This is a genomic window from Dehalococcoidales bacterium, assembly GCA_041652735.1.
Lineage (GTDB): Bacteria > Chloroflexota > Dehalococcoidia > Dehalococcoidales > RBG-16-60-22 > RBG-13-51-18.
The window spans coordinates 24,141-42,014 of the sequence record JBAZGT010000022.1 but is presented as its reverse complement, the minus strand read 5'-3'; the positions used below and the strand labels follow the sequence as shown (position 1 = coordinate 42,014).

The window sequence follows — 17,874 nt, the reverse complement described above, 5'->3', positions numbered from 1 at the left end:
CCTCGCTCTCCAACGGTTTTATTAAACCAAGGGGGAATCGGTCTGCCGTGCCTTTAAAGCTTATATTACCATCTTTCAAACATACAAGGGGGTTAGGGGGTGAGGTAACGCTGAGGCAGTCACTGCCGCTAAATACCAGCGCGCGGGGATTGTAACGTGTCCCGTGAACCCGTATAATTTATATAAGGGACAGCATACCCTTCCCTTTGGCGCCGGATTAGCCTATAATGTACGCGGTGTGCCTGCCGCGGCCTAAAGGTAATGGAACGGGCGGGGGTAGACATAAAACAAAAAACAATTCACCGCAGAATTGAAGCTGATTTAACATAAAACAAAAAACAAATCCTGAAGCTGGCCAGGCACGGAATAATAAAAAAATAATTTTAAAACAATTGTCGGGTATAATAAAGAAAAATGATTTGTCCGGTATGTAAAAAAGACGCCCTGATAGTGGAGTATAACCACATCGAGCTGGACTATTGCCCGTCCTGCGGCGGCGTCTGGTTCGACGCCGGTGAGCTGGAGATGCTGCTGGAGGCCGCCGGTATGGCGGAGTCCCGGGCCTCGTGGCATGACGCCGCCGGCCCGGAGGCGGCTACCGGGGAAAAAAAGCGGCGCTGTCCCATTTGCCGCCATAAAATGAAGAAGTCCCATATAGACCAGGATAAAAAAGTCCTGGTGGACATCTGCGGCCGCGGTCACGGCATCTGGTTTGACGGCGGCGAGGTGCAGCAGCTCATCGCCGGAATTGCCGCCGGGCACGCCGGCGGGGACACCGCGGCCGGGGTGCTGGCTTTCGTGGGGGAGATGCTCCAATACCAGTCTCCCGGAGAAAAATAAACGGTATAATCGTAGCTTCTCGGGCTATCGAATAGAAAGGGAGGAAGACAATGCTTTGGCTCTGGATTATCCTGGGTATCATCGTTGTCCTGTTCTTCATCGTCGTAGGCATGTACAACAGCCTGGTAGGGTTCCGCAACCAGGTAAAGAATGCCTGGGCGCAGATAGATGTTCAACTGAAAAGGCGGTATGACCTTATCCCCAACCTGGTGGAGACGGTCAAGGGCTACGCCAAACACGAGCGGGAAACATTTGAAATGGTCACCAAGGCCCGCAATCTCGCCCAGCAGGCTGCTTCCGCCGGGGCGGCGGAGCGGGGCAAAGCGGAGGGCGAGCTCGGCCTGGCATTGGGCCGGCTGCTGGCCGTGGCCGAGGCTTACCCGGAACTGAAAGCCAACCAGAACTTCCTGGCCCTCCAGGAGGAGCTGACCTCCACGGAAAACAAGATAAGCTTTTCCCGGCAGTACTATAACGACCAGGTTTTGCAGTTCAATAACAAGATACAGATGTTCCCCTCCAATATCATCGCGGGAATGTTCAACTTCAAGACCGGCGAGTTCTTCGAGACCACCGCTCCCGTTGAGCGTGAGGCTCCCAAGGTAAGTTTTTCCTAGAAATACCAGATAAGGATTATTTAATAGTCACGGGTTAAAGTCATGTGGGAACAGATAAGGTCTAACCGCATCAGGTCCATATTGCTGATGGCCGTTATCGCGGTTTTGCTGCTGGCGGTCGGCTATGTTATCGGGCTGGCGTTTTTCGATAGCCCCGTCGGCGGCCTGGTAATCGCTTTTATCGTCTGGGGCATAATGAGCTTGGTGGCCCTGTTCCAGGGCGACAGCATCATGCTCTCCATCGCCGGAGCGAAGAAGGTGGGGCCGGATGACGCGCCGCGACTTTACAACGTGGTGGAAGAGATGAAAATAGCATCCGGTCTGCCCAAAGTGCCGGAGGTCTATATCATCGACGACCCCGCCCTGAACGCCTTTGCCACCGGCCGCAGCCCGGAAAAAGCCTCGGTGGCGATTACCTCCGGCCTGCTGCAAAAGCTCAACCGCGACGAGCTTCAGGGCGTCATCGGCCACGAGATATCCCACATCAAGAACCGGGACGTCCTGCTGATGTCCGTGGCCGGCATCATGCTGGGCACCATCGTCATGCTTTCCTGGTACGCCTCGCGCTTTATGATGTTCGGGGCGATGACCGGAGGCAGGCGCTCCTCTTCAAAGGGCGGTGGCGGAGGCGGGCAGGTCATTATCCTTATCCTCGGGCTGGTCCTGATGATTGTGGCGCCCATCGCCGCGCAGCTGATATACTTTGCCATTTCCCGCAAGCGGGAGTACCTGGCGGACGCCTCATCGGCGCTGTACACGCGCTACCCGGAAGGGCTGGCATCCGCCCTGGAGAAGCTGGGGGCGTCAACGGCCACGCTGAAATCAGCCAACCAGGCTACCGCGCCCATGTATATTATCAATCCTTTGCATAAAGAAGGACGGAAAGCCAGCGACCTTACCAGCACCCACCCGCCTATATCCGAAAGGATACGCATTCTCCGCGCCATGGCCGGCGGCGCTTCCTTCACGGACTATGAAAAAGCCTATGAAAATGTACATTCCGGCAAGACTGTCATGCCTAAGGGGGCTTTTGTCGGGATGGGCGCGGTGGGCATACGGGCGGCCACGCCGTCCGAGCCGGGAGAGCTGGCCGCCGAGGCCAAGTCCGTCAAGACACGGGAAGTATCGGACATGATGCTCCGCATGGACAACTACCGCATGGTGGACTGTGAATGCGGGGCGCGGTGGAAAATACCGCCGGGCTTCCGTGACGATACCATACGCTGCACACGGTGCGGGCGGACGCTCAAGGTCTGAAAAGCGCCGCATCTACCAAATCATCCGCCGGAATAATAGACAGCCGCGCGCAGAAATTCGCCGGAGAAACCAAAGCGGGGGAAGCCTGTCTCTTAATCGAAGTTATGACACTTGACCTGCTGCTTGCCTATCATGTGCATTACCGGTACTTCCAGGGAGCAAATTTCTCTCGCCTCGGAACAGCGGGTGTGGAAGCGGCAGCCGGAGGGCGGGTTCATCGGAGAAGGCATTTCGCCGGTCAGGATAATCTGCTTGGTGACCTGGTCGCCGTCTTCAGGCAAAGTCAGCTGTGAGGCGGATATTAGCGCCCGGGTGTAGGGGTGCAGGGGGCGTTCGAAGAGCTCTTCCGTCTGGCCGTATTCCACCAGCTGGCCCAGGTACATAATGCCCACGGTATGGCTCATGTAGCGTACGGTGGCCAGGTTGTGCGCGATAACCAGGTAGCTTAAATTATGCTCGATTTGCAGGTCCTTCAGCAGGTTCATTATCTGCGCCCGGATAGATACATCCAGGGCGGAAACAGGCTCGTCAAGCACCATTAAATCAGGGTTTAGCGCCAGGGCGCGCGCCACGGCGATACGCTGACGCTGTCCGCCGCTGAACTCATGGGGGAATTTAGTCATTCCTTCAGGCCCGATACCTACCTTGGCCAGCAGGCTGGCCACTTTTTCATAGAGTTCTTTCTTCTTAAGCTTGGTGTTTACCACCAGCGGCTCGGCGACAACGTCTTTGATACGCATCCTGGGGTTCATGGAACTCCAGGGATTCTGCTGTACGGACTGTACTTTAGGGCGGTATTCCGATTTAATCTGCGATGGCGTAAGTTTATAAAGGTCTTTTCCCTGGAAGATAATAGACCCGGAGGTCAGCTTTTCCAGGAGCAGGATGGCTTTGGCCACGGTGGTTTTGCCCGCGCCGGATTCACCTACCAGGCTGAAAGTCTGGCCCTGTTCAATAGTAAAGGAAACTCCATCCACCGCCCTTACCCAGGCAACCGTCCGCTGGAGAAGCCCCCGGGTCACAGGATAATGCTTTACCAGGTCACGCGCTTCAAGTAAAACTTCCGGCATGGTCTACTTAACCCTCCAACAAGATACAGAATGGTCATCCGTAAGTTTTATTTCAGGCGGCTCTTGTTCCTTGCAAATATCCATCGAGACGGTACAGCGGGGACAGAACCGGCAGCCCGGCGGCAGGTTCATCATGGACGGCGGCTGTCCCTCGATGGAAAAAAGCCGTTCGTCTTTTTTATCCAGGCGAGGCACGGAGTGAATCAGGGCGGCGGTATAAGGGTGCCGGGGCGCATTAAATATCTCTCTGGTTGGCGCCGTTTCTACTATTTTTCCGGCGTACATCACGGCCACGCGGTCGCAAATCCTGGATATCACGCCGAAGTCATGGGTGATAAAGATAATGGCTACGTTCGTTTTAGCCTGGATATCTTCAAACAGGGCGATGTATTGCGCCTGAATGGTAGCATCTAAAGCGGTGGTCGGCTCATCGGCGATGAGCAGTCGCGGGCGGCAGGACATGGCGATAGCGCCCACCACCCTCTGCCTCATGCCGCCGCTTAGCTGGAAAGGATATTCCTTGAGCCGCACTTCCGGCGCGGGTATCCTGAGCAGCCGCAGCGCCGATATTACCTCCGGTTCCACCATGTTGTCCGGGAGTCCCTGGTGCAGCCGTACGGATTCCGATATCTGGTCGCCGATGGTATAAACCGGATTGAGCGAGGACATGGGGTCCTGGAGAATCATGGACACCATCTTACCCCGGTAAGCCCGCATGACTTTCTTGCTGACTTCCAGCAGATTTTTACCTTCCATGATTATCTTGCCGCCGACAATCTGGCCGGCCGGTTCCGGCAGCAGGCGCAAGATGGAAAGACCGGTAACCGATTTGCCGCAGCCGGATTCACCGACGATGCCTAAGGTTTCCCCCTCACGTACGAAGAAACTTATGCCGTCGACGGCTTTAACCTCACCCGCACGGGTAAAGAATGAAGTATGCAGGTCTTCAACTTGCAGTACGATATTGCTCATAATTGCCTTAACCTCGGGTCAAGCTTATCGCGGATCCAGTCCCCCAGGAAGTTGCCGGACAGCACTACCAGGCCGATGCATATGCCGGGGAAGGCGGATATCCACCAGGCCCGGTCAAGTTCGGCGCGGCCGTCTGATACCATGGAACCCCATGAAGCCCTCGGCGCCGTAATGCCGATGCCGAGGTAACTCAAGGCTGATTCCGCCAGAATCATCATACCTATCTGGAGGGTCATAATAACGGTTAACGAGTTAACGATATTGGGGAAAATATGCCGGATCATAATACGCCAGGAGGAAGAGCCGGCAATACGGGCCTGCGCTACGAAATCAGATTCGCGGATTCTCAGGGCTTCACCGCGTATCATACGGGCGTAACCCGCCCAGCCCAGTATGGACAAGGCAAACACCACCGTCCAAAAACCCGGCCCGATGGACACCGCCAGCAACATAGCCAGCAGCAGACCCGGGAATGATAGCGCCATATCCACTATCCTCATGATCAGGCCTTCTACAGGCCCGCCGGCATAGCCGGCAAGGATACCCAGCGCCGTCCCGATGGTGGCGGTAATAAGTATAGCTATCAGAGAGACACTAAGTGAAACCTGGGCGCCAACCATGACACGGCTGAGAACATCTCTGCCGAGTTTATCCGTCCCGAGCAGATATTCACTCTTGCCTCCCTCCATGAAAGAGGGCGGCAGGAACTTGTCCCGCGGCGACGTGACGTTGGGGTCATGCGGCGCTAAACCAACACCGGGTAAACCGACATACCACATATCGGAAAACAGGGCGAGTATTATCATCACCGCCATTACGGCCAGCGGGATATAGAGCCCGAGACTTCTTAAAAAACGTGTGCCTTTGGTAACACCGCGGTATTTCTTCTGTTTATGCACTTTTACAGTAGGTATAGTACTAAGCATAATTTGTATTCCCTAAGTTCTTTGAAATCTGATTTGCGGGTCAACATAAGCGTAGGAAATATCCACCAGCAGGTTTATTCCCAGCACGAGAAGTGCCGTCAATATGGTAATAGCCTGGACCACCGGGAAATCACGTTCAAAGGTAGATTGGACTATCATTACACCCATGCCGGGCCAGTTAAAAATCTGTTCTGTAATTACGGCGCCGAGAACCAGACCCGGGATTATCATGCCGAGGGTGGTCAGCGGCGTTATCAGGGCGTTTCTCAAGGCATGTTTCCAGATAACCACCCTTTCCGGAAGGCCTTTTATTCTGGCCAGCTTGATGTATTCGCTGTCAAGCACGTCCAGCATACTGGAGCGTACCAGACGCATCATGCCCGGCAGCATAAAAAAGACCATAGTGCCGACCGGCAGGATATAACGGTCAGGGCTGGACATGCCGGAGGACGGTAGCCAATGCAGTTCCACAGAAATGACCAGTACGGCCATAATAGCCACCCAGAAGCCCGGCAAGGATTGTCCAAGAACTGCCACAAATTTTATGCCGTTATCCCACCAGGAGTCGCGGTATGTCGCCGCCATAATCCCGAGGAAAAAGGCCAAAATCATGCTGATAGCGAAAGAAGGGACGGTTAATTTGAGGGTGTTGGGCAGGGATTCCCGGATCATCTTGATGACCGGCTTATCTCTAACCAGTGAAGAACCGAGGTCGCCGTGGGCAAGGTCTTTGATGTAAATCCAGAGCTGAGTGCCCCATGACTTGTCCAGTCCCAGATCAGCTTTGATGCGCTCATATTGTTCAGGCGACATATTGGGGGATGCTATCAGCTGCATGGGGTCACCGGAAGTGCGAACCAGGAAAAATACTATAATCGTGATGCCCACGAGGGCAACGCATGCCTGCAATAGCCTTACGATAACAAAACGCGCCATTTATAACTATCCTTATTACAGTTCTTGAAGTTTTTGATGGTTTTCATATAACCCGGGATTCTGCTATAACAAAATATCCCAGCCTATATGAACTCCATCAAATTTTCCGTAATTATACAATAACTTGCGGATTAACACAAATTAATGACCCAAGAATCCGCTTTCGGACAGGAAAAAGGGTGTTTTTGCACGCCAACGGCAATAAATTAGCCTTTCTTTGTACAAATGAGTAATGCTGATATTCGGATTTCCGGGGCGGGGCTGTGCACCTCGCCCCGGAAATCCGTATTGACTTTACTTCGGATGCTGAATACCGTTCAAGGCATCCTGATAGCTTACCCAGTTCCTGCCGGTCCAATCACCGATAGTATTGGGGTTTTCAACAATCAGGGTATCGAACGTACAGATACCGATATCGATGTACAAGGTCTTGACATACGCCTGGAACTCGCCGAAGTATTGGGCGGACAACGCCGGATCAGTCTCGTTGGCGGCTTTCAGATAGAGTTCGTCCGCCATCGCGTCATTACCGGTGCTGTGCGCACCCCAAGAGCAGTACATATTCGCGGAGTGGTAGGTGCAGTTGAAGAAAGACTGGAAAGTCCAGGTGAATATCCAGCCTGCGTTGGCATCACCATCCTGGATTCTACCGACGAAGTTGTGGAAGGCGTAAGCGGTGTAGATGGTGGAATCAACAACCTCAAGGCTGACCTGTAAACCAACATCTTGCCAATAACCCATCAGCAACAGGATGTAGTCCTGTCCGGCGGCCGTAGTGTAGATGTGGATGGTCGGGTCAGCGAAGCTGTCAGGATAGCCGGCGGCCTCCATCAGCGCCATCGCGTGATCAGGATCGAACGGATCGTTCCTTAAAGCTTCGTTCCAACCGAAGCATCCGGGATACATGTAGAACTGTCCGGCGGTAGGATCGCCGTAGCCCTGGTACCAGGTGTCTACAATTTCCTCGCGGTCAAGCGCAAAGGACAAAGCCTGGCGGATGCGGATGTCACCAACCGCGCCGGCATTCGATAGCCAGCTGCCCTGAATGGCAAGGCTGCTCGTTCCGGGCGGGCCGGGCTGATTGAAGATTTTAAAGCCGGCAGCTTCCAGATCGGGGAGGCGGTCATAGTCAATACCGAGGGCGATATCGCATTCGTGGTTTCTCAGCATGGCGATACGGGTCGCCTGCTCGGGTACCATTAGCTCGACATAATACTGGTAAGCAGGAATTTCATCGGTGCGCCAGTAGTTCGTGTTCGCTTCCAGTGTCATCTTCTGTTTAGTGACAAGCTCCTTGAAAATCCACGGACCGGAGCCCATAGGTGCCGCGCGGAATCCTGCCTCACCGACAGATTCAAAATAGGCCTTGGGGAGGATGCGCGTCCAGGCGAAGACGATCTGCTGGGCGGGTTCCGGATGGTCGCTGACGAACTGGTAGGTATAATTGTCGACGACGATGGAATCCCTCTTATTATAGTTGTAGCTGATGTAGTTGGACCAAGGGTTGGAGGATACGCTGTAGCCCGGGTCGCCGCCGAAGCGGTCAACGGAGAACTTAACATCAGCAGCAGTCAGCGGGGAGCCGTCCCAGAATGTGATACCCTGGTGGATTTTAAATGTCCACACGCAGCCGTTATCGCTCACTGACCAGCTGTCAGCTACGCCACCGATAAACTTACCGGTCGAGTCCCAGCGGAGCAGGGATTCATAAAATGACCAGCCCCAGGTGGATTCGTAGAATATCGGGTCGGTTGATTCATAACCGAAATCCGGGCTGGCGACAGTGATTGTGCCTGTAGGGACAGTGGTGGTGGGCGGAGGTGTAGTGGTGGCCGTCTGAGTAGGCGGTGTAGTGGTAGCCGTCTGAGTGGGCGGTGTAGTGGTGGCCGTCTGAGTGGGCGGTGTAGTGGTAACAGGTTTAGTGGTCTTATCGGTAGATCCGCAGCTACCGAGTACGATAACAAGAGCAAGTAGCAAGAAGAGCGGGATGACAAGCCATTTTTTCATTTTCTCCTCCTCGAATATTTTTGGCGTATACGCGTATAATTGCTTCTTGGCTATTATCAACCTCCCTGACTATTCAAAAATTTGGGTTTTCACCTCCATACTCCCGGCCAATAACACGCAGAACAACCCACTTTCTGACGTGTATTGTTATCTGGGATAGTGAAAGTTTCACATACTATATTATATATTTCCTTAATTGTCAACCCTGAATAGGCCGCCTTAATAATGTTATTGTAAATCATTAATGATTATAAATAAAGAGTTAAAAACGCAATTAGCCAGAAAATCTTGAAAAATATGTAGAATAGTTGAGATTAAGAGCATATTAATAAGAAAAAGACGAAACAGACTATATTATGATGACGTAACACGTATGTCGGGAATATGGAAAAATTACGTTGGAAAGGCCAGATTTCCGGGAAAAACTTTTTTACTTCAGGCGCGGACAGACGGAAAAATAAGGGCGATTATCACCGTATTGTCAGGACCTGGGAAAAAAATTAGCAAAGATAGCTAAAAACCTGTTGACATCATTTTAAAGGCGTAATATAATGGGCTATCTTTTTCACGTGGCATGGTAATTTGATGACTACAATGTACATGAATACTAAAGGAATTACCCACGGAATATTCAGCGCCGTCCGGCGGTCGGCTTGGTGTGTTTTTATTTTTCCGATTTAACAGTAATCATACTCCCCAAAAAGCACACCAAGCCCGGAGAAAATCCGGGCTCAACTGTTTTATAGGGGCTATTAAAAGGTAATGGGTGGATAGATAATGATACGCTGGCGCATTATTACGGCAACTGTTATTAAAGAGCTGAAGACATCGGAAGCGGGGCTTTCGTTTATCTTCAAGTTCGTTAATGATGCCGGCCGGGCGGCCGCCCTTGCCTGGATTATTTACCAGAGCGGTAACCTGGAATCACTGGGTTTTCTCACCTTCGGCGTTGCCCTGATTGCGGTATGGACGGGCACCGTGGCTGAAGGCGGCTGGGCGCTGGAAACAGAGCTTGCCGGTAAAACGCTGGATTTCACGCTGATTTCCCGCACGTCCATGGCGCTGGTGCTTTTCAGCAAGATGCTGGCGCAGATAATACACGAAGTACCTACCGGCATCGTGGCGGCGGTTACGGTGATGCTGGTGGCGCATGCCGTGCCGGATATCGCCGACCCCGCGGAACTGGCAGTATCACTGCTGCTGGTAATAGCGGGACTATCAGTAGTCAGTACTTTCCTGGGCGCTTTGGTGGTGCTGGCCGGGGCCAGAGCCGGGGTGTTCATGGGCATCGTGCCTTTCGGGGCGGTGCTAAGCGGCTTCATCCTGCCGGTGGGGCAGCTGCCGCTGGGACTGGAAATACTGGCACGTTTTATGCCTTCTTCCTGGGCGATGGACGGAGCCTGGAATGCCATCACCGGTACCGGGACGTGGGCGGGGCTGGCGGGGGACTGGCTGATAGCCATCGGGGTGGGCGCGGCCTGGTTCCTGGCGACCGTTTACCTGTGCCGGCTGGTGGATAAAAGGATACGCATCGAGGGGAGCCTGAGCGCTTACTAAGAGTGATATATGTATAATTTTTACGTCCAATCATGGTTGACCTTTAAAGGGTTGTTTCACTGGCTGAACCGCTGGGGCTACCTGTCCAGCACCGTTTTATACCCCTTCGCCACCGTTACCATGTTCGCCATACTCGGCCGGTTCGCCAGCAATCCGGATCTGGTACGCACTTACGCGCTGGGGATAGCCGTCTCCTGCATTGCCTGGATAGCCATAGCCGGCATCACACAGTCTTACACACGGGAAAGATACAACGGCGGCACGTCATTTGTCTTCGTGTCCACGGTCAACCGGCTGACGCACTTTATCAGCCGGTCGGTTTTCCACTTTCCCAACGCGCTGGTGGCTTTCTTCTTCGGCATGCTGGCAGCCTGGATTATCGTAGACCTGGACTTCAGCGCGGTAAACTGGCCGACTTTGATACTGGCGGTTCTAGCGATAGATCTGGCGGTAACCGCCTACGCGCAGCTGCTCGGCGTGGCTTCGGTTGCGGTGCGGAACTGGATAGGCATCCAGGGACTGGCGAACACCATTTTGCTGATATTGAGCGGCATTATTATACCCGTTTCAGTATTACCCGGTTTTTTACAGGAAATCGCCAAATTGCTGCCGATAACCAACGGGCTGGCCGCCTTTAGAGCGGCTTTTACCGGCGCGCCGCTGGCGGAGGTTTCCGGTAATATCCTGCGGGAGTTTATCACTGGCCTGGTCTATTATGCCGCGGCTTACTTTGCCTTTGTTTTTTTCGAGAAAGCGGTGAAACGCAGCGGGACGCTGGAGCGTGACGCTATTTAGGTATCGAGGATGAAAAAAATTAGGTTGGTTGAGAAAACAGCCGGGCAGCGCGGCAGGCTGGACCGCGATGCGCTTTAGCGGGTAATAAATAGGGGAGGAAAAATGGACAGGGTTATTGAATGCCAGGATGTCAGACGGACTTTTACATCCCGGGCGCTGCTGGGGAAAAAACAGGAAACGCACGCCCTCAACGGCCTCAATTTTACCGTGCCGCAGGGCATCGTTTTCGGGCTGCTGGGGCCTAACGGCTCCGGTAAGACAACCACCATCCGCATACTTTCCACCCTGCTGACCCCCACGTCCGGCCAGGCTAAAGTGCTCGGCTATGACGTGGTCAAGGAGGCGGGGAAGGTGCGGGGGCGTATCGGGCTGATACTGGGTGGGGAAAGAGGCCTTTACGGTCGCCTTACCGGCGAGGAAAACCTGAAGTACTTCGCGGCGCTGAACCATCTCAGCCGGGAAACATCACGCCGCAAGGTGAAGGATGTAATCGAGATGGTCAACCTGACGGAGGCCGCCGGCCGGCCGGTGGAGCAGTACTCGCGCGGCATGCGGCAGCGGCTCCACATCGCGCGCGGTCTGATTACCGACCCCGAGGTGCTGTTCATGGACGAGCCGACGATAGGGCTTGACCCCGCCGGCGCCCGGGAGCTCCGCGAGCTGATACCGGTGCTGGTGCAAAAAGGCAAGACGATTCTCCTGACCACCCACTACATGTCAGAGGCGGACGAGCTAAGCACCCAGATTGCTATCATCAACCGGGGACAGATTACCGCCTCCGGCACGCCGCGGGAAATAAAACGCAGTTTCGCCAAGATAATCGTCTGCGAGGCCATCTGCCGCCAGGCGGAGGCCGCGACACTGGATGCGGTAAACGCTATCCAGGGCATCCAGCGGGTTATCAGCACCTCGGACGGGCCGCTGCAAAAGCTGACGATTCACGCCGTTCCGGGCACCGAACTTAAGGACAGCGTGCTTAACATCATCGGAGAGGCAAATATGGAGTCTATCGTCATGCGGGACCCCACCCTGGAAGAAGCGTACCTCAGCATCATCAAGTAGCGGCCAGGGACAGGGTGATGGAGGATGAGTATGCAGCAGGCACAGTTAGTAAAACCTTCGTGGCAAATAGTATAGCCAATGTATTAAGGGTAATTCAGGCCACTTTCTTCCAGTGCTCCACCAGCCTGGCCCAGTTTTTAGGCGGCGTGCCCGGAGCGCTGGACAAGGAAATCTACGGCTAAACCGCCGAACCAAAAACGGGATGATGATGCACCGCTGCTTTATTACGGCGGCGCATAGCTACTATATATATAGGTGTTTATATACCGCGGCTGACCCTGTTCACGATTTGCCCGCCGGCGTCCCGGATAGTGACTTCCAACTGCATATCACCGGGGAGGGAGTGAGTGGCGCAGGCCAGGCAGGGGTCATAGGCGCGGAAGGCCATCTCCACCATGTTCAGCATCCCTTCCTTGACGTCCGGCCCTTTAACAAACGCCTGGGCGGCCTTCTTCACGGAAAGGCATATCGGGGCGGCGTTGTGCTGGGTGGCCACCAACAGGTTGGCTTTGGTCAGCATGCCGCGGTCGTCCGTCTCATAGTGGTGGATAAGGGTGCCGCGGGCGGCTTCCACGCAGCCGATGCCCGTCTTTTTAAGCTTGAGGTTCATGTTGCGGATATCCTTGCTGGTCAGCATGGGGTCGGCGGCTATCTGCTGCATAGTCTCGGCGGCCTGGAGGGCCTCGATAAGCCGCGCCCAGTGGTAAGCCAGCGTGTTGGCAGCCGGCTTGCCGAGGGCATTGAACATGGCATCGTATTCTTTCTGGGCCAAAGGCGTGGCCATGCCGTCGGCCACGTTAAGGCGCGCCAGCGGGCCTACGCGGTAAAGCGATGTCCCCGGCCCGTCTTTGAGCCCGCTCCAGCCCACTTTCTTTAAGTGGGTCAGGCGGATATATGTCCAGGGCTCCACCCATTCGCCAATATGCTCGGTATATTCCCGCGGGTCGAATTTAGCGAACTCTTTGCCCCGGGAGTCCACCACCCGGATTTTGCCGTCGTAATAGCTGACCTTGTTGTTCTCGTCCACCAGTCCCATGTAATAGGTATCCAGCTTGTAGGCGTCGTTAACCACCAGGTCCAGGTTTTTCTTTTCTTTAATTACCACGTCTTTGAAAAGCTTGAGGGCGAACAGGGAAAAAGCCACGGTATCATCGGCGGTCTGCTTTATCCAGCGGCGCTCTTCTTCAGTAACGCCGCGGGAGACGCCGCCCGGCAGGCCGCCTTCAGGGTGCGGGGCTTTGCTGCCGAGGAGCCGGATAATGTCCCGGTTGCGCTTGCGGATATCGATGACTTGCTTGCCGATATCGATGCCCACCTGCTTGATTAAGCCGATGATATTGCGGGAGGCGACATCGGCGTGGGTGCCGACCACGAAGTCCGGCGCGGACAGGAAAAAGAAGTGGATAAAGTGGTCTTCCACGTAAAAGGCGTTATAGTGCAGCTGCCGCACCAGCCTGGCCGCCGGGGTGGGCTCCACGCTGTAAATGTCATCCAGGGCCTTGGTGGAAGCCATGTTGTGCGGGCTGGGACACACGCCGCAAATGTTGGGGACGATGCGCGGCATTTCCTCCACCGGCCGCCCGATGCAGAAACGCTCGAAGCCCCGCAGCTCCACCACCTGCCAGAAAGCGTCAGCGACATTGCCTTTGTCGTCCAGGAATATCTCTATTTTACCGTGGCCTTCCAGCCGCGTTATGGGATTAACCGTTATTTTATTGGCCAACTTCTTCTCCTTTTTTAGCCGCGGACTGGCTGAGCGACCTTAACATGGAAGTGGGCAGGGAAAAGCGGTAGGAGTACCCGGCGATATCGCCGATTTGGGCGGCGATTTTTTCCAGCTCCGCCTCGTTGCTTGTATCTATCATGGCCGCCAGGGTAGCAATCATCTTAAGCCCGGCATCCTTGACGCCTTCCACCGGGCCGAAGCAGCCGCGGCAGGGCATATTGATATCGATGCAGGTGGCGCCGCAGCCGTCACGCGTGGCGATGCCCAGGCACAGCACTCCCTGGGCGAGGAAACAGATATCCGGCTTGGCTTCTATTTCATGGATGCGTTTGAACTCATTAAGCTGTATCTTGGCCGGCTTGGTATTGTTCCGCGAACAGGAGTCACACAGCGCTTTATGCGGCGCCAGCGACGAGCCCTTGCGGGGCAATTTATTCTCCAGCATGGCCGTGACCGCATTGGCGATGAGGTTGGGGGGTGGGGGACAGCCGGGCAGATAGTAGTCCACGTCAATCACCTGGTTGAGGGCAAACACCGTCTCGAAAAATTCCGGCAGGGTAAGCTCTCTGCCGTCCACGGTGGATTTGGGCTGGGGATAATTCCCCTTGGGGTTTACCACGGTGGGCGCGTCCCGGTAGACCCAGTTGAAAATGTCTTCTTTGGTGCGGAAATTAGCCATGCCCGGCGTACCGCCGAAGCAGGCGCAAGCCCCGAAGCCCAGCACGAACTGGGACTTTTGCCGGAGCAGCTTGGCTATCTCTTCCTGTTCCGAGTTACGCACGTTGCCGTTGATAATACTCAGTTTGATTTCCTTGTCCGCCATCGCCCGGACATGGTCATATTTATAGTCCAGCGCTACCGGCCACAGGACGATATCCAGCGCCTCGGCCACTGTCAGCAGCGCTTCATTCAAATCAACGATGGCCTCATCACAGCCGCCGCAACCTCCCAGCCAGCAGATTGCCACTTTCGGTTTTGTAGCCACACTTCCTCCATTCTGCATAATTTAGCTAACGGTGTTTTTAACTAAGAAACGGGGGACTCCTTTTGCAAAGCCTTGATGGTTTCCGCCATTTCATTAATGTGCATGGGGATGTCTTTCCCCTCCGGGTCGCGGGAAAGGAACAGATTGAGACGCTGCGGCTGGATGCCGTGGGTCAGGAGTACCTGCCGTAATAAAGCCAGCCGTTTCCTGGCCTCTATATTGCCGTCCTGGTAATGGCAATCACCCTCCGGGCAGCCGAGAATCAGCACGCCGTCCGCCCCGTGGGCAAAGGCCTCCACGATGTAAGAAGCTTCCATCTTGCCGGCGCAGATGATGGGCACCCAGTTCTTGATTTCCGCCGCCAGCGCGGGCTCATCGCCGAGATAGCCCCAGCTGAATTTGCAGGAAAAACAGACTATTTTTACTTTATCCATAACCGTCCTCTACCTCAAAGCTAGATTAGTTCCGCGCAGGCTTTATGAATCCGCTCGGCCGTCTGGTCTTCCGCCAGTTTCCTGGCATCGGACGGGCAGGCCGCCACGCACATGCCGCAGGACTTGCAGCGGAACATGTCCGTATCGGATATCAGCTTGCCGTCCCGGGATATCAGCCTGGCCGATTCATAGTTACATATATTAACACAGGCACCGCAGCCGCTGCACCGCGCCTCGTCCACTTCCACGGCGTAGAGCGACTTCTCAAAGCCGATGGAGATGCAGGCTTTGCAGGAAACGCAGGGGCCGCAGGTAGTACAGCGCTTGGCTTCTTCGATGGCCTCTTGCAGAGTCAGGCCTTTTTCAAACATATGGAAGTGCAGGCGCTGTTCCGGGGGAATCCATAGAACATCGGTCGGTTCCTTGTACGCCGAGCGGTCCGGCAGCCCGAAGGCCTCGAAGTCCTTGGTGCGGCCCATCCGCAGGTCGTCCCCCTTGATGTGGCGGCTGATGGACTCGGCGGCTTCAACGCCTTCTTTCATGGCTTCCACCATGAAGCCCACCCGCCGCACGTCCCCGCCCACGAAAACGCTGGGGTTGACCTGGCTCTGGAGGGTGTGCGGGTCAACCGAAAGGCGTCCGTACTCGTCCAGCAGCCCTTCCTTCTTTAAAAGCTCCCGGTCCGGTGCCTGGCCGATGGTAATAATCAGGATATCGCCGTTAAGGCTGATTTCATCGGATGTATCGAATTTAGGGTTGAACCCGGTCTCGTTATAGACGGAGGTGCAGCGCGGGCAGTCAATCATCTCGAATTTACCGCTCTTGCCGGTGATTTTACGCACGCCGCGGGAAGCGTATATCTGGATGCCCTCTTCCCAGGCCGCGCGGATTTCATCCTCGTCGCCGGGGATGCCGTCGCGGTGGCTCTTGTCTTCACATTCCAGGCACACCATGCTCACCTCGCCGCCGAGGCGGCGGGCGGTGCGGGCGGTATCGAAAGCCACGTTACCGGCGCCGATGACGATGATTTTCTTGTTCTTAAAATAGTCCGGCTTAATGTTGCCGTGGCTGACCTCATAGAGGAAATCCAACCCGTACATCACCCCGGAAAGCTCCTGCCCCTCCACGATGTCTTTGCCGAAAGTAAGATGGCGGGCATAAGGCGTGCCTTTGGCGATGAACACCGCTTTATACCCGTCGTTAAAGAGTCGTTTGATGGTCGTCCGTCCCTCGCCCAGCTTGGAGTTGTAACGAACGTCTATACCGGAGATACGGACCAGGTTTTCCAGGGTGGTGGAAAGGACCTCCCGCGGCAGCCGGTATTCCGGTATCAGCCACAGCGCCCCGCCGAGGCGGTTGCTGGCCTCGAATATCGTCACCCGGTAGCCCTGACGGGAAAGCTGGAAGGCCGCCATCAGGCCGCTGGGCCCCCCGCCCACCACCGCCACGTTCTCCCGGTCTTTTACCACGCTGATTTCCGCTTTCTCTTTCAGATATTCCGTGTAGGTATCGGAAAGAAAGCGCTTGAGCAGCCGGCGCCGTATGGCCCCGCCGCGGCTTTTGTAGTTGCATTCCAGCTCGCAGAGGCCGCAGATATAGCCGCAGATGTTAAAAAAGGGATTATGCTCGTAAAGATGGTCGCCGATTTGGATGATGCCGTCTTTGGCCGCTTCCATATTATCCGGCAGCAGGGAGATAAGGACGTTGGTGCGCTGGATGTCCTCGTTTATAGGGCATTTGATCTGGCAGGGGGGCAGCAACTGCTTGATAGCTTGTTCTACCCTGGCCCCACCCATTTCATTAGATTTCCACATATAGTACTCCCTAAAATAGCGATATTTTTTACCGGGTTACTCTGCCATGGAGGCGGAAAAGGGGCTTTGGAGCGCGGCAGATTGACGGGTACCCTCAAGAATTGTAATTTCCTTTATTATCGCGGCGGCGGCCCGCGGTATCACCGCGGCGACCTCCGGTGTCAAATATTCCCCGAAACTGGTAACGTCATGGGCTTCGATGGCCATTATTTTTACTTCAGACGGTACTTTTATACCCAGCTGCCGGCCCAGTTCCAGCACCCGGAAGATATTCATTTCATGCTGGGAGGGCGTGCCGGAAGGTGATTTGAAGTGCTCCGCTGGCATCCACTGTATCGTACCTGTTGCTGCCCCGCCCTGGATAGCATCGATAATGATAAGGGTATCATAACCGGTAATCAAATCCAACAGGGGCATGCCGCACAGGTTGGTATCGCCCAAAAAAACACCGGGCGAGCGGGAAAAGCTTTCCAGTTCACGGATTACCGCGGGCCCGATGCCATCGTCTCTTAAAATGCGGTTGCCTATGCCCAATACAATCGTTTTCAAATTATTTACGCGGTGAGTATAGACTCTGCCCTTTCTAGTGTTGAGGATATAGAAATTATTTCAGGTTGTCAAGGGTGTTCAAGCCATACCTTTTAATTTACGATAATTGTTACAACATTGGAATCAATAGCCCCGTTTTAGTGGGTACCTTCAAAAGGCGGCGGCGGGGCAAAGCCGACCGGCCACCCACGATGGACGATGGGAAAAGGCACAATCTTCAAAACATTACATATCAATTTCTAAAAATTGGCGGGCGATATGGAAGCTGAAGGACACTAATAAAAGGCGAAGTAAAAAAAGAGGGGACGCCGGAATCCGACCGGCGTCCCC

General features: G+C 54.7%; 17 protein-coding genes. 7 read left to right on the top strand and 10 right to left on the bottom strand.

Annotated elements, in window-relative coordinates; all coding sequences use genetic code 11:
* The first annotated feature begins 414 nt into the window (after nucleotides 1-414).
* Genes WC370_08605 through WC370_08595 form a run of 3 tightly spaced genes read left to right on the top strand, consistent with a single transcriptional unit; the run spans nucleotide 415 to nucleotide 2,711 of the window.
* Complete coding sequence (locus WC370_08605) at nucleotides 415-840, top strand: zf-TFIIB domain-containing protein (GenBank protein MFA5309524.1); 426 nt, start codon at nucleotides 415-417, stop codon at nucleotides 838-840.
* 50 nt (nucleotides 841-890) lie between these two features.
* Nucleotides 891-1,454 (top strand): LemA family protein, encoded by a 564-nt coding sequence (locus WC370_08600; GenBank protein MFA5309523.1) that lies wholly within the window; start codon nucleotides 891-893, stop codon nucleotides 1,452-1,454.
* A 42-nt stretch (nucleotides 1,455-1,496) separates the two neighbouring features.
* Nucleotides 1,497-2,711 (top strand): M48 family metallopeptidase, encoded by a 1,215-nt coding sequence (locus WC370_08595; GenBank protein ID MFA5309522.1) that lies wholly within the window; start codon nucleotides 1,497-1,499, stop codon nucleotides 2,709-2,711.
* Between the two features lie 92 nt (nucleotides 2,712-2,803).
* Here the strand turns inward: WC370_08595 and WC370_08590 are convergent, their stop codons facing one another.
* The 5 genes from WC370_08590 to WC370_08570 form a co-directional block, all read right to left on the bottom strand.
* On the bottom strand, nucleotides 2,804-3,781 hold the full coding sequence (locus WC370_08590) for an oligopeptide/dipeptide ABC transporter ATP-binding protein (protein ID MFA5309521.1): 978 nt from the start codon (nucleotides 3,779-3,781) through the stop codon (nucleotides 2,804-2,806).
* A gap of 3 nt (nucleotides 3,782-3,784) precedes the next feature.
* Entirely contained in the window at nucleotides 3,785-4,753 is a 969-nt protein-coding gene (locus tag WC370_08585) for an ABC transporter ATP-binding protein (GenBank protein MFA5309520.1), read from the bottom strand.
* Nucleotides 4,750-5,679: an ABC transporter permease gene (locus WC370_08580; protein MFA5309519.1), complete on the bottom strand. Its 930-nt coding sequence runs from the start codon at nucleotides 5,677-5,679 to the stop codon at nucleotides 4,750-4,752. Before WC370_08580 ends, WC370_08585 begins: the two co-directional genes overlap by 4 nt.
* 12 nt (nucleotides 5,680-5,691) lie before the next feature.
* Nucleotides 5,692-6,615 carry an ABC transporter permease gene (locus tag WC370_08575; protein ID MFA5309518.1) on the bottom strand — a complete coding sequence of 308 codons (924 nt, stop codon included), beginning with the start codon at nucleotides 6,613-6,615 and terminating at the stop codon, nucleotides 5,692-5,694.
* A gap of 294 nt (nucleotides 6,616-6,909) precedes the next feature.
* Nucleotides 6,910-8,622, bottom strand: coding sequence for an ABC transporter substrate-binding protein (locus tag WC370_08570; protein MFA5309517.1), 1,713 nt, complete (start codon nucleotides 8,620-8,622; stop codon nucleotides 6,910-6,912).
* Nucleotides 8,623-9,399: 777 nt separating this feature from the next.
* Here WC370_08570 and WC370_08565 point away from each other — a divergent pair.
* The 4 genes from WC370_08565 (at nucleotide 9,400) to WC370_08550 (ending at nucleotide 12,218) form a co-directional block, all read left to right on the top strand.
* Nucleotides 9,400-10,179: an ABC transporter permease gene (locus WC370_08565; protein MFA5309516.1), complete on the top strand. Its 780-nt coding sequence runs from the start codon at nucleotides 9,400-9,402 to the stop codon at nucleotides 10,177-10,179.
* 9 nt (nucleotides 10,180-10,188) lie between these two features.
* On the top strand, nucleotides 10,189-10,974 hold the full coding sequence (locus tag WC370_08560) for an ABC transporter permease (protein ID MFA5309515.1): 786 nt from the start codon (nucleotides 10,189-10,191) through the stop codon (nucleotides 10,972-10,974).
* Between the two features lie 102 nt (nucleotides 10,975-11,076).
* Entirely contained in the window at nucleotides 11,077-12,036 is a 960-nt protein-coding gene (locus tag WC370_08555) for an ATP-binding cassette domain-containing protein (protein MFA5309514.1), read from the top strand.
* Between the two features lie 59 nt (nucleotides 12,037-12,095).
* Complete coding sequence (locus WC370_08550; GenBank protein MFA5309513.1) at nucleotides 12,096-12,218, top strand: hypothetical protein; 123 nt, start codon at nucleotides 12,096-12,098, stop codon at nucleotides 12,216-12,218.
* 77 nt (nucleotides 12,219-12,295) lie between these two features.
* Here the strand turns inward: WC370_08550 and WC370_08545 are convergent, their stop codons facing one another.
* Genes WC370_08545 through WC370_08525 form a run of 5 tightly spaced genes read right to left on the bottom strand, consistent with a single transcriptional unit; the run spans nucleotide 12,296 to nucleotide 17,544 of the window.
* Nucleotides 12,296-13,759 (bottom strand): Ni/Fe hydrogenase subunit alpha, encoded by a 1,464-nt coding sequence (locus tag WC370_08545; GenBank protein ID MFA5309512.1) that lies wholly within the window; start codon nucleotides 13,757-13,759, stop codon nucleotides 12,296-12,298.
* The gene (locus tag WC370_08540) at nucleotides 13,749-14,747 is read right to left on the bottom strand and encodes a F420-nonreducing hydrogenase (GenBank protein MFA5309511.1); all 999 of its coding nucleotides are present in this window, start codon (nucleotides 14,745-14,747) and stop codon (nucleotides 13,749-13,751) included. The genes WC370_08545 and WC370_08540 overlap by 11 nt, the downstream gene beginning before the upstream one ends.
* A gap of 41 nt (nucleotides 14,748-14,788) precedes the next feature.
* Nucleotides 14,789-15,181 (bottom strand): hydrogenase iron-sulfur subunit, encoded by a 393-nt coding sequence (locus tag WC370_08535; GenBank protein ID MFA5309510.1) that lies wholly within the window; start codon nucleotides 15,179-15,181, stop codon nucleotides 14,789-14,791.
* Between the two features lie 20 nt (nucleotides 15,182-15,201).
* Nucleotides 15,202-16,995: an FAD-dependent oxidoreductase gene (locus WC370_08530; protein MFA5309509.1), complete on the bottom strand. Its 1,794-nt coding sequence runs from the start codon at nucleotides 16,993-16,995 to the stop codon at nucleotides 15,202-15,204.
* Between the two features lie 36 nt (nucleotides 16,996-17,031).
* Nucleotides 17,032-17,544: a hydrogenase maturation protease gene (locus WC370_08525; protein ID MFA5309508.1), complete on the bottom strand. Its 513-nt coding sequence runs from the start codon at nucleotides 17,542-17,544 to the stop codon at nucleotides 17,032-17,034.
* Between the last annotated feature and the right edge of the window lie 330 nt (nucleotides 17,545-17,874).

Coding starts and splice junctions, on each gene's coding strand:
- WC370_08605 (MFA5309524.1), top strand. CDS start 415: ATGATTTGTCCGGTATGTAAAAAAGACGCCCTGATAGTGGAGTATAAC.
- WC370_08600 (MFA5309523.1), top strand. CDS start 891: ATGCTTTGGCTCTGGATTATCCTGGGTATCATCGTTGTCCTGTTCTTC.
- WC370_08595 (MFA5309522.1), top strand. CDS start 1,497: ATGTGGGAACAGATAAGGTCTAACCGCATCAGGTCCATATTGCTGATG.
- WC370_08590 (MFA5309521.1), bottom strand. CDS start 3,781: ATGCCGGAAGTTTTACTTGAAGCGCGTGACCTGGTAAAGCATTATCCT.
- WC370_08585 (MFA5309520.1), bottom strand. CDS start 4,753: ATGAGCAATATCGTACTGCAAGTTGAAGACCTGCATACTTCATTCTTT.
- WC370_08580 (MFA5309519.1), bottom strand. CDS start 5,679: ATGCTTAGTACTATACCTACTGTAAAAGTGCATAAACAGAAGAAATAC.
- WC370_08575 (MFA5309518.1), bottom strand. CDS start 6,615: ATGGCGCGTTTTGTTATCGTAAGGCTATTGCAGGCATGCGTTGCCCTC.
- WC370_08570 (MFA5309517.1), bottom strand. CDS start 8,622: ATGAAAAAATGGCTTGTCATCCCGCTCTTCTTGCTACTTGCTCTTGTT.
- WC370_08565 (MFA5309516.1), top strand. CDS start 9,400: ATGATACGCTGGCGCATTATTACGGCAACTGTTATTAAAGAGCTGAAG.
- WC370_08560 (MFA5309515.1), top strand. CDS start 10,189: ATGTATAATTTTTACGTCCAATCATGGTTGACCTTTAAAGGGTTGTTT.
- WC370_08555 (MFA5309514.1), top strand. CDS start 11,077: ATGGACAGGGTTATTGAATGCCAGGATGTCAGACGGACTTTTACATCC.
- WC370_08535 (MFA5309510.1), bottom strand. CDS start 15,181: ATGGATAAAGTAAAAATAGTCTGTTTTTCCTGCAAATTCAGCTGGGGC.
- WC370_08530 (MFA5309509.1), bottom strand. CDS start 16,995: ATGTGGAAATCTAATGAAATGGGTGGGGCCAGGGTAGAACAAGCTATC.